The sequence below is a fragment of the Stenotrophomonas maltophilia R551-3 genome, from assembly GCF_000020665.1.
GTDB lineage: Bacteria > Pseudomonadota > Gammaproteobacteria > Xanthomonadales > Xanthomonadaceae > Stenotrophomonas > Stenotrophomonas maltophilia_L.
In genome coordinates this window covers 4145794-4157240 of sequence record NC_011071.1, presented here as the reverse complement: position 1 = coordinate 4157240, position 11447 = coordinate 4145794, and the positions used below count along the sequence as shown (strand labels likewise).

Genomic DNA, 11447 nt, shown 5'->3' with positions numbered 1-11447 from the left:
GCAGCGGGGCGTGGATCATGCCTGCGGCTCCTGCAGAGAACCATCGCGCAGTGCGCGCTGTTCACGGCGGCGTGCCAGCCACTCGGAGAAGCGTTCCATGTACAGGTAGATCACCGGCGTGGTGTACAGGGTCACCAGCTGCGACAGCAGCAGGCCGCCGACGATGGCGATGCCCAGCGGGCGGCGCAGCTCCGAACCGATGCCGGTACCCAGCGCCAGCGGCAGCGCGCCGAGCATGGCCGCAGCCGTGGTCATCATGATCGGGCGGAAGCGCAGCAGGCAGGCACGGCGGATCGCTTCGTGCGCGTTGGCACCGGCGCGGCGTGCCTCGATCGCGAAGTCCACCATCATGATGCCGTTCTTCTTGACGATGCCGATCAGCAGCACGATGCCGACGATGCCATCCACCGACAGGCTCAGCCCGCACAGCATCAGCGCCAGCAGCGCACCGACACCGGCCGGCGGCAGCGTGGAGATGATCGTGATCGGGTGGATGTAGCTCTCGTACAGCACGCCCAGCACGATGTAGATCACCACCAGCGACGCCAGCAGCAGCCACACCACATCGGTCTGGCTGCCGGTGAATTCGGCAGCCTTGCCGATGAACTCGGCATGCAGGTGGGTGGGCATGTCCAGGCTGTCCTTGGTTTCCTGGATCGCCCGCACCGCTTCGGACAGCGAATAGCCCGGTGCCACATTGAACGAGACCGTCACTGCCGGCAGCTGCTGCTGATGGCTGACCAGCAGCGGCGCGCTGCTGACCTTGCCTTCGGCCAGCGCCGACAGCGGGATGATGTTACCGGCGCCGACGGTGATGCCGGTGTTCTGCGCACCGATGCCGGTAGCGGTCGACGAGTTCGACGAGGTGACCTGGCCGAAGCTGGTGGCATTGGTGCCGGTGAGCGCACCGGCGCCGTTGGACGCTACGGCCAGCTGCTCCATCAGCGCGGTGCTGGTGCGGAACTCCGGCGCCACTTCCAGCACAACGCGATACTGGTTGAGCTCGGTGAAGATGGTCGAGATCTGGCGCTGGCCGAACGCGTCGTAGAGGGTGTCGTCGATGGTCTGCATCGGCACGCCCAGCACGCTGGCCTTGTCGCGGTCGATGTTCAGCTCAAGCGCACGGCCCTGGTTGGACAGGTTGTTGTCGACGTCGGCCAGTTCCGGGCGTTTGCGCAGCGCTTCGGTCAGGCGCGTGGCCTGGGTGGCCACCGTGGCCGAATCCACGTCCGACAGCGAGTACTGGTACTCGGTGGCGGCCACGCGGGTATCCAGGGTCACGTCCTGCACCGGCTTCAGGTACAGCGCGACACCTGGAATGCCGGCGACGGCCTTCTGCAGGCGCGGCAGGATCTTGTCCAGGCCGTCTCGCTCGCCGCGTTCCTTCAGCACGATCGACAGCTGGCCCTGGTTGAGCGTGGGGTTCATGCTGCCTGCGCCGATGAACGCCGACACGCCGGTCACGTCCGGGTCCTGGCGCAGCGCTTCGGCCACCTGCTTGGTGCGCTGCTCCATCTGCGGGAAGGCGATGTTCTGGTCAGCCTGGACCACGCCGGTGATCAGGCCGGTGTCCTGTTCGGGCAGCAGGCCCTTGGGAATCAGCACGTACAGCAGCACGGTCAGCACCAGTGCGCCGCCGGCCACGGCCAGGGTCAGGCGCTGGTGGTCCAGCACCCAGTCCAGGCTGCGCTCGTACAGGCCCACGGTGCGCGTCCACAGGTTCTGCTTGCCGGCCGCCGCCGCACGCTCATGCGCGTCCTCGCCCTCGGGCAGTGCGTCGGGCTTGAGCAGGTAGGCGCACATCATCGGGGTGAGCGTCAGCGAGATCAGCATCGACAGCACCACCGCGATGCTCAGCACCCACGCGAACTCGTGGAACAGGCGGCCGGTAACGCCGGGCATCAGCAGCAGCGGCAGGAACACCGCCACCAGCGAGACCGTCAGCGACAGCACGGTGAAGCCGATCTGGCGTGCACCGATCTCGGCCGCTTCCTTGCCACTCTTGCCCTGCTCGATGTAACGCACGATGTTCTCGATCATCACGATCGCATCGTCGACCACGAAGCCGGTGGCCACCACCAGCGCCATCAGCGACAGGTTGTCCAGCGACATGCCGGCAAAGGCCATCACCGCGAAGGTGCCGGCCAGCGACAGCGGCACCGCCACCGAGGGAATGATCGTGGCCCACAGCCGGCGCAGGAACACGAAGATCACCGCCACCACCAGGCCGATGGTCAGGATCAGGGTGAACTGCACTTCATGCACCGAGGCGCGGATGGTCTCGGTGCGGTCGTTGAAGATCTCCAGGTGCACGTCGGCCGGCAGCACGCCCTGCAGCTGCGGCAGCAGGGCGCGGATGCGCTCGACGGTCTGCACGATGTTGGCGCCGGGCTGGCGACGCACTTCCAGCAGCACCGCCGGCTTCCCATCGGCCCAGGCGGCCAGCTGATCGTTCTCAACGCCATCGATCACCTGGGCTACATCCGACAGGCGCACCGGACGTCCGTTCTTGTAGCTGATGATGGTGTCGCGGTACTCGGCGGCGCTGGACAGCTGGTCGTTGGTGCCGATGCTGTAGGACTGGGTCTTGCCGTTCAACGAACCCTTCGGTGCGTTGACGTTGGCCTGGGTCAGCGCACTGCGCAGCTGCTCCAGGGTCAGGCCCATGTTCGACAGCTGCGCCGGATTGACCTGGATGCGCACGGCCGGGCGCACGTTGCCGGCGATCGAGACCAGGCCCACGCCCTGCACCTGCGACAGGCGCTGGGCGAGGATCGAGTCGGCGTAGTTGTTGACGTCGCGCAGCGGGCGCGTGTCCGAGGTCAGCTTCAAGGTGACGATGGCAGCGTCAGCCGGATTCACCCGGTTGTAGACCGGCTGGTAGGGCAGCGACGAGGGCAGGGTGGCCTGGCGGATCGCCGCCTGCACGTCCTGCGCGGCGATGTCGATGTCGCGGTCCATCGAGAACTGCAGGATGATCGTCGACAACCCGGCCGACGAGTCGGAGGTCATCAGCTCCAGCCCGGAGATCTGCCCGAACTGGCGCTCCAGCGGCGTGGTGACCAGCGAGGCCATGGTGGTGGCGTTGGCACCGGGGTACTGGGTGGTGACCACCAGGCTGGGCGCATCGATTTCCGGCAGCGCCGACACCGGCAGCTTGCGGTAACCCAGGATGCCCAGCAGCAACAGGCCCGCCATCAGCAGCGAGGTGGCGATGGGACGGCGGATGAAGATCGTCGAAAAGCCCACGGACTGATCCTTGCTGGCACTTCAATGGCAGCGCCGGCAGGCTTGCCGGCGCGAGGGAGGTCGGTAGCCTGCGCTCAGCGCGGGCCGCCGCCACGACGGCCACCGCCGCCAGCGTTCTTCTGCTCGGCCGCCTTCAGCTCGGCTTCGGTCGGCACCGCCGGGGTTTCGCCCGGCTTCAGCGCGGTGACCTTGCTGCCCGGCTTCAAGCGGAACTGGCCTTCACTGACCACCCGCTCGCCGCCCTTCAGGCCTTCGGCGATCTGCACCTGGCTGTCGCCCACTTCCACGCCGCTGCGCACGGTCTGCATCTTCACCGTGTTGTCGCCCTGCACCACATAGACGTACTCGCCGTCCGGGCCACGCAGCACCGCCTGGGTCGGAATGACCACGCCACCGGCAATCGTGCGCAGCTGCATGCGCACGTTGACGAACTGGCCCGGCCACAGGCCGTTGTCGGTGTTGTCGAAGATCGCGCGCGCCTTGAACGTGCCGCTGTCGGCACTGATCAGGTTGTCGACCACGTCGAGCTTGCCGTCGCCGGACAGCACATGCGAATCGGCGCGGTCCAGTGCCGCGACAGGTACCGCACCGGCGGCCTGCGCCTGGCGCACATCGCCGAGCTGGCGCTCGGGCAGGTTGAACAGCACGTGGATCGGATGGATCTGGGTCAGCGTGACCAGTGCGGTGCCGGCGTTGACCACGTTGCCGGCGTCGACCGCACGGATGCCGGCGATGCCGGTGATCGGCGCGGTGACCTTGGTGTACTGCAGCTGCACCTGCGCCGAGCGCATGCTGGCCTCGTTCGCCGCGACTGCGCTTTCGTACTGTGCCACTTGGTTTCGCTGTGTATCCAGATCGGTCTTGGCGACGAACTGGCGATACTCCGGCGCGTTCGAGCGCTGGTAGTTGGAACGCGCGGTGGCCAGCAGCGCCTCGTTCTGGCGCTTGGATGCCACCGCCTGGTCGTAGCTGGCCTGGGCGGTGCGCGGGTCGATCACCGCCAGCACATCGCCCTTCTTCACTTCCTGGCCTTCGCGGAAATTCAGGCTCATCAGCTGGCCGCCAACCTGCGGGCTGACGGTGACGGTGTTCATTGCGGTCACCGTACCCAGCGCGCTGGCATAGACCGGCACGTCCTGGCGTGCCGCATCCACCACGGTCACCGGCACCGGGCCGGCATCCGGGTCTTCACCGCCCTGGCGCGCAGCTGCCGCCGGGCCACCGGCCTTGTCCTTGCCCCCGCCGAGTACGCGCAGGCCGACCACGGCCAGCACCAGTACCGCCACGACCAGCAGCACGATCTTCCAAACACGTGACATTCAAGGACTCCAAGGGGGCTGGACGGGGCGGCGCCCCGGTTGGCAATGCGCAAAGCATACCTGTGCCACATCACGTTTCCTGCATGACGGATGGGACGGGCGCTAAGACCGGATCCGGCCGCGGAGGTTCCCGTGACGGCGGTGTTGCCCTACATTCAGCTGGAACCCCCTGCCGTGGAGATCGTGATGCGCCGTTCGTTGCTGCTGTCCGCCCTGCTGCTGGCCTTGCCGGCCCTCGCCCACGCCCAGGACGCGCAGCGCCCGGAAGTGACCGCCGCCGCCCAGCGGCTGCAGGCCAAGGTGGTGGAGTGGCGGCGCGACTTCCACCAGCACCCGGAGCTGTCCAACCGTGAGGTGCGCACCTCGGCCGAGGTCGCCAAGCGCCTGCGTGCGATGGGCCTGAAGCCGAAGACCGGCATCGCCCACCACGGCGTGGTGGCGATCATTGAAGGTGGCAAGCCCGGGCCGAAGATCGCCCTGCGTGCGGACATGGACGCGCTGCCGGTGACCGAACAGACCGGCCTGCCGTTCGCCTCCAAGGCCACCGACCAGTACCGCGGGCAGACCGTTGGCGTGATGCATGCCTGTGGCCATGATGCGCACACCGCCACCCTGCTCGGCGTGGCCGAAGCGTTGGTGTCGATGAAGAAAGACCTGCCGGGCCAGGTGATGCTGATCTTCCAGCCGGCCGAGGAAGGCGCGCCGCCGCCGGAAGAGGGTGGTGCTGCCCTGATGCTGAAGGAAGGCCTGTTCGCCGACTTCAAGCCGGAAGCCGTGTTCGGCCTGCACGTCTTCTCAAGCGTGCAGGCTGGGCAGATCGCCGTGCGTGGTGGCCCGTTGATGGCGGCTTCGGATCGTTTCGGGATTAAGGTGATCGGTCGGCAGACGCATGGCTCGGCGCCGTGGAATGGTGTTGATCCGATCGTGGCCACCGCCGACCTGGTCGGCACCGCGCAGACCATCGTCAGCCGCCGCGCCAACCTGTCCAAGCAGCCGGCGGTACTGACCTTCGGCGCGATCAACGGCGGCATCCGCTACAACATCATTCCCGATGAAGTGGAGATGGTCGGCACCATCCGCACCTTCGATGAAGGCATGCGCCAGCAGATCTTCGCCGACCTGCGCAACGTGGCCGAGCACACTGCCGCCGCGCACGGTGCCAAGGCGGTGACCGACATCTACGAGTCTGAAGGCAACCCGGCCACGGTGAACGACCCGGCGCTGACCGCGAAGATGCTGCCGAGCCTGCAGGCGGTGGTGGGCAAGGACAACGTGTACGAGCCGCCGCTGCAGATGGGCGCGGAGGATTTCTCGCTGTACGCGAAGGAAGTGCCGGGGATGTTCTTCTTCGTCGGTTCGACCAGCATGGGCATCGATCCGGCGACGGCACCGGCGAACCATTCACCGAAGTTCCTGTTGGACGAGAAGGCGTTGGATGTCGGGTTGCGGGCGTTGCTGCAGGTGAGCCTGGATTACTTGAACGGTGCCGGCACTCCTGCGGGGTGAGGGTTTCCGGCAGGGCTTGCAGCCCTGCACCCGCTTGAATCAACGTCAACGTCAAAAGCGGTGCTGGATTTCTGCTGGTTGGGCGGGGCGGTGTGGGCCTGCAGGACACGCCGTAAACCCGTCCATGGGGGCTCGATGGCGCCATCCATGGCGCCAACGGTCCTGCAGGCCCACACCGCCCCGCCCCCGACAGGTTCACGCGGCTGTTGGTGGGTGTCGACCTTGGTCGACACGGGCAGACATCCGGAATGTCTGAAGGATTGGCTTTTGATTTTGATTTTTCTGATCTTTCCCGTGGTGGTGGCCGCGTGCAGGGAACTGTCAGGGGCCGGGTGGGTAGGCGGGGCGGGGGTGTCCGCGGCATGGATGCCGCGGCCAAGCCCCCAAGGACGGGTTAACGGCGTCCCCCGACCCGCCTGCCCACCCGGCCAGGCCGATAGACCGCCTTTCGCGACCATCCAACACAACCACCACGGAGGGGCTCCGCCGTTGGCCGGCCCGGCCGAAGGCCCGCCCTCCGCGCGATACAATAAGCAGCATGAACACCCCACAGGATTCCAGCCTCGGTCGCGAGGTCAGTTACCCGTCGCAGTACGATCCCGGCCTGCTGTTTCCCATCCCGCGCAGCGGTGCCCGCGCCGAGATCGGCCTCGATGACGCCGCGCTGCCGTTCGTCGGCCATGACCGCTGGCATGCCTTCGAGCTGAGCTGGCTCGACCCGCGTGGCAAGCCGCAGGTTGCCGTCGCTACCGTGCAGGTGCCGTGCACCTCGCCGCGGCTGATCGAATCGAAGTCGTTCAAGCTGTACCTCAACTCCCTCAACAGCACCCGCATCGACAGCGTCGAGGCACTGCGCGAACGCCTGGTGACCGATCTGTCGGCGTGTGCCGGTGCGCCGGTCCAGGTCGCGTTCGGTTTGCCGGGCCTGCGCGAGACGCCGCTGGGCGAATCCATCGACGGGCTGGACGTGGACATCGACTGCTACGGCCCGCCGCAGGCGGACTTCCTTGCGGCTGATACCAGCCAGGTGGTGGAGGAGACGCTGGTCTCGGCACTGCTGAAGTCGAACTGCCCGGTGACCGGCCAGCCGGACTGGGCCACGGTCAGCCTGCGTTACTGCGGGCCGAAGATCGATCGCGCGGGCCTGCTGCGCTATCTGGTCAGCTACCGCGAACACGCCGAGTTCCACGAGCAGTGCGTTGAGCGGATCTTCAGCGAAGTGTCCGCGCGCTGCCAGCCGCAATGGCTGGAGGTGGAGGCCCGCTATACCCGTCGTGGTGGCCTGGACATCAACCCCTGGCGCGCCAGCCCTGGCATCACCGCCCCGGCTGCGACCTACCGCGAACTGCGCCAGTAACCGCCGCAGGCGGTTACGGGTAGTGCCGGCCGCTGGCCGGCAACCGCGTGGAACCCGCGTGCAGGCCAAGCCGGCCAGCGGCCGGCACTACCGTGGTGCCGCTCTGTCACAGGTAGCGCCGGGCCATGCCCGGCGAGCGCAGCGGCCAGAGCCAAAGCCGCCGGGCATGGCCCGGCGCTACCGCTTGAGACCCGATTGTTCAGCCGTCCCGGGGGCGGCTTCACATCTGCACCATCCCCATTTAACAACCTCCATGGCACCGTGCGAACCACGTAGTCATGCAGACGGGAGTTGTGGATGAGTACCGAGAAGAAAGCCGATTTCTCCGGCGTCAGTGGCAGTGTCGACAGTACCGCCGAGCAGGTGCCGAAGGCGGACTTCTCTGGCGTCAGCGCTTCGGTGGACAGCACCGCAGACGTCGTCAGCGGCGGCACCTACACCGTGCAGAAGGGTGACTCGTTGTCGAAGATCGCCAAGCAGCATCTGGGCGACGCCAATGCCTGGAAGAAGATCTTCGAAGCCAATCGCGATGTGCTTGATGACCCGGACAAGATCTTCCCGGGCCAGACCCTGAAACTGCCGCCGAAGTAAGCCGGCCGAACGCCGTCCGACAATCCCTGGGAGGAACCCCGAATGATCAAGACCACCCCGCTCCAGACCGCCCTGATCGCCGCCCTGCTGGGCAGCGTTGCCTTGGTTGGTTGCAAGAAGAAAGAAGAGTCGACCGACAGCAATGCCGCGCCCGCCGCAACCGCTCCGGCCGAGCCGGCACCGGCGCCGATGACCGGCGCACCGCCGCCGATGGCTGAGGCCGCTGCTGTCAGCGTCTCGGCGGTCACCGTGGGCAAGACCGCTGCCGCCGACAAGTCGGTTGCAACGGCGGCACTGTTCGCTCCGAAGGATGACGTCATCGTCTCGGTCAAGACCGACGGTGCCGCCAACAACGTGAATGTCGGCGCCAAGCTGACCTTCCAGGACGGCCAGGTGGCCGGCGAACAGAACGCGACCCTGAACACCAGCGGTGCGGAAACCACCAACGTCACCTTCAAGAATGCAAAGGGCTGGCCGGCCGGCAAGTACCGCGCCGAAGTCACCGTCGATGGCAAGGCGGCCGGAACGCCGCAGGAGTTCGAGGTCAAGTAAGTCCTGCCGACTCTCTCCCGGCAGGGCTCACGATGGACGCAGCCGCGAGGCTGCGTCTTTTTTTTGCGCGATGGCGGAGTCTCATCCACGCGTGGCGTGGATCTACTGAAACGGCGGGTTCTTCCTCATCCACGCATGACGTGGGTCTGATGGGAACGCATCATCGCCGCACAAGCCCGGCCGAACGAATCACTGCGTTGCAGTACCGGCGCGTATGGCGCGGCTTTGCCCCGCGCGGCTGAAAACGCGACAATGCAGGGGTTTCCCCGCCGCGCGCCCACCCTGACGGCGGCGGGGGAAGTGACACGGTTGCACGTGGCCCGGCGCTGGCGCCGGCCTTCCCCTGAGCATTGCTACAGAGTCCAAGTCCCCCATGTCCAAGATCCTCTACACGCTGACCGACGAAGCACCGTTCCTGGCCACCCAGTCGCTGCTGCCGATCGTCGACGCCTATACCTCCACTGCAGGCATCGCGGTGGAAACCCGTGACATCTCGCTGTCCGGCCGCATCCTGTCGCTGTTCCCGGAACTGCTGAGCGACGCGCAGAAGGTCAGCGACGACCTGGCCGAGCTGGGCCAGCTGGCGACCACCCCGGACGCCAACATCATCAAGCTGCCGAACATCTCCGCTTCGGTGCCGCAGCTGAAGGCGGCCATCAAGGAACTGCAGGACCAGGGCTATCCGCTGCCGGATTACCCGGAAACCCCGGCTGACGACCAGCAGCGCGACTACAAGGCGCGCTATGACAAGGTCAAGGGCAGCGCGGTGAACCCGGTGCTGCGCGAAGGCAATTCGGACCGCCGCGCACCGCTCTCGGTGAAGAACTACGCGCGCAAGCACCCGCACCGCATGGGCGCCTGGGCGTCGGATTCGAAGTCGCACGTCGCGCACATGGCCGCCGGTGATTTCTACGGCAGCGAAAAGTCGGCCACCCTGGCCAACGCCGGTTCGCTGAAGATCACCTTCCACGGCAATGACGGCAGCACCGTCGTGCTGAAGGAAAAGACCGCGGTCAAGGCCGGCGAGATCGTCGACGCCGCCGTCATGAGCCGCAAGGCACTGGCCGCCTTCATCGGCGAGCAGATCGCCGATGCCAAGGCCCAGGGCGTGCTGTTCTCGCTGCACCTGAAGGCGACCATGATGAAGGTCTCCGACCCGATCATGTTCGGCGTGGCGGTCAACGAGTTCTACAAGGACGTGCTGGCCAAGCACGCCGACGCGCTGAAGCAGGCCGGTTTCGATGCGAACAACGGCATCGGTGACTTGGCCGCACGCCTGCCGTCGCTGCCGGAAGCCACCCGCGCTGCGATCGAAGCCGACCTCGCCGCCGAGTACGCACAGCGTCCGGGCGTGGCCATGGTCAACTCGGACAAGGGCATCACCAACCTGCACGTGCCGAGCGACGTGATCGTCGACGCCTCGATGCCGGCGATGATCCGCGACTCCGGCAAGATGTGGAACGCCGAAGGCAAGCTGCAGGACACCAAGGCGGTCATTCCGGATCGCTGCTACGCCGGCGTGTACCAGGCCGTCATCGACGACTGCAAGGCGCACGGCGCCTTCGATCCGGCCACCATGGGTTCGGTGCCGAACGTCGGCCTGATGGCGCAGAAGGCCGAAGAGTACGGCTCGCACGACAAGACCTTCCAGATCGCCGCTGATGGCGTGGTCAAGGTCACCGATGATGCCGGCACCGTGGTGTTCGAGCACGCCGTGGAAGCCGGTGACATCTGGCGCATGTGCCAGACCAAGGACGCGCCGATCCAGGACTGGGTCAAGCTGGCCGTCGAACGCGCCCGCCTGAGCAGCACCCCGGCCGTGTTCTGGCTGGATGCCGCCCGCGCCCACGACGCGCAGGTCATCGCAAAGGTCGAGCAGTACCTGAAGAACCACGACACCGCCGGCCTGGATATCCGCATCCTGCCGCCGGTGGAAGCCACCGCGTTCTCGCTGGACCGCATCCGCAAGGGCGAGGACACCATCTCGGTGACCGGCAACGTGCTGCGCGATTACCTCACCGACCTGTTCCCGATCATGGAGCTGGGCACCAGCGCCAAGATGCTGTCGATCGTGCCGCTGATGGCCGGTGGCGGCCTGTTCGAGACCGGCGCCGGTGGTTCGGCCCCGAAGCACGTGCAGCAGTTCGTTGAAGAGGACTACCTGCGCTGGGATTCGCTGGGTGAGTTCCTGGCCCTGGCCGCGTCGCTGGAACACCTGGGCAACCGCTACGACAACGCTGCCGCCCGCGTGCTGGCCAAGGCGCTGGATGAAGCCAACGGCCAGTTCCTGGACAACGACAAGTCGCCGTCGCGCAAGCTGGGTGGCATCGACAACCGCGGCAGCCACTTCTACATCGCGCTGTACTGGGCGCAGGCCCTGGCCGCGCAGGACGAAGACGCCGCACTGAAGGCCCGCTTCGCCCCGCTGGCCAAGGCGCTGACCGACAACGAGCAGAAGATCGTTGACGAGCTGATCGCGGTGCAGGGCAAGGCCGTGGACATCGGCGGCTACTACCGCCCGGACGTGGCCAAGGCCGCGGCCGCAATGCGCCCGAGTGCGACCTTCAACGCCGCACTGGAGCAGCTGCGCGGCTGATCCATCGCCGCTCGGCCGTGACACAGGAACCCGCGCTTCGGCGCGGGTTTTTTTGCGGGCCGCGGTGGGCTCTGGGGTCGGATCCCTCTGCACCGCAGAGGGCTCTGACCCCAGCCGGAAAGCGTGACATCCATCGGCTGTCGGAATGCCGTCAAAGGGGCATGAAACTTGCCCACGATAGCCGTCGCAGAACCGATAAGAGTGAATCTGCAAGCGCCCTCGATCTGAGCAGTCGATCACGACGGCCGCCGTTGGCGATGCCCTAGCCTTGGCGACG

General features: G+C 66.7%; 7 protein-coding genes. 5 read left to right on the top strand and 2 right to left on the bottom strand.

All coding sequences use genetic code 11. The annotated features are described in order from the left end of the window. Positions 1–15: 15 nt before the first annotated feature. On the bottom strand, positions 16–3249 hold the full coding sequence (locus SMAL_RS18735; protein WP_006398468.1) for an efflux RND transporter permease subunit: 3234 nt from the start codon (positions 3247–3249) through the stop codon (positions 16–18). A gap of 74 nt (positions 3250–3323) precedes the next feature. Beyond that, positions 3324–4568, bottom strand: coding sequence for an efflux RND transporter periplasmic adaptor subunit (locus tag SMAL_RS18730; protein ID WP_006398429.1), 1245 nt, complete (start codon positions 4566–4568; stop codon positions 3324–3326). 186 nt (positions 4569–4754) lie between these two features. Here SMAL_RS18730 and SMAL_RS18725 point away from each other — a divergent pair, with 186 nt between their 5' ends. The 5 genes from SMAL_RS18725 to SMAL_RS18705 all read left to right on the top strand — a co-directional run bounded on the left by SMAL_RS18725 (position 4755) and on the right by SMAL_RS18705 (position 11170). Further along, complete coding sequence (locus SMAL_RS18725) at positions 4755–6074, top strand: M20 family metallopeptidase (protein ID WP_012512297.1); 1320 nt, start codon at positions 4755–4757, stop codon at positions 6072–6074. 538 nt (positions 6075–6612) lie between these two features. Then, complete coding sequence (gene queF, locus SMAL_RS18720) at positions 6613–7431, top strand: NADPH-dependent 7-cyano-7-deazaguanine reductase QueF (RefSeq protein ID WP_012512296.1); 819 nt, start codon at positions 6613–6615, stop codon at positions 7429–7431. 297 nt (positions 7432–7728) lie between these two features. Next, positions 7729–8022, top strand: coding sequence for a LysM peptidoglycan-binding domain-containing protein (locus tag SMAL_RS18715; RefSeq protein ID WP_005419771.1), 294 nt, complete (start codon positions 7729–7731; stop codon positions 8020–8022). A 42-nt stretch (positions 8023–8064) separates the two neighbouring features. Next, complete coding sequence (locus SMAL_RS18710; protein ID WP_006398268.1) at positions 8065–8574, top strand: hypothetical protein; 510 nt, start codon at positions 8065–8067, stop codon at positions 8572–8574. 373 nt (positions 8575–8947) lie between these two features. Continuing rightward, positions 8948–11170 carry an NADP-dependent isocitrate dehydrogenase gene (locus tag SMAL_RS18705; RefSeq protein ID WP_012512295.1) on the top strand — a complete coding sequence of 741 codons (2223 nt, stop codon included), beginning with the start codon at positions 8948–8950 and terminating at the stop codon, positions 11168–11170. The last annotated feature ends 277 nt before the right edge of the window (positions 11171–11447 follow it).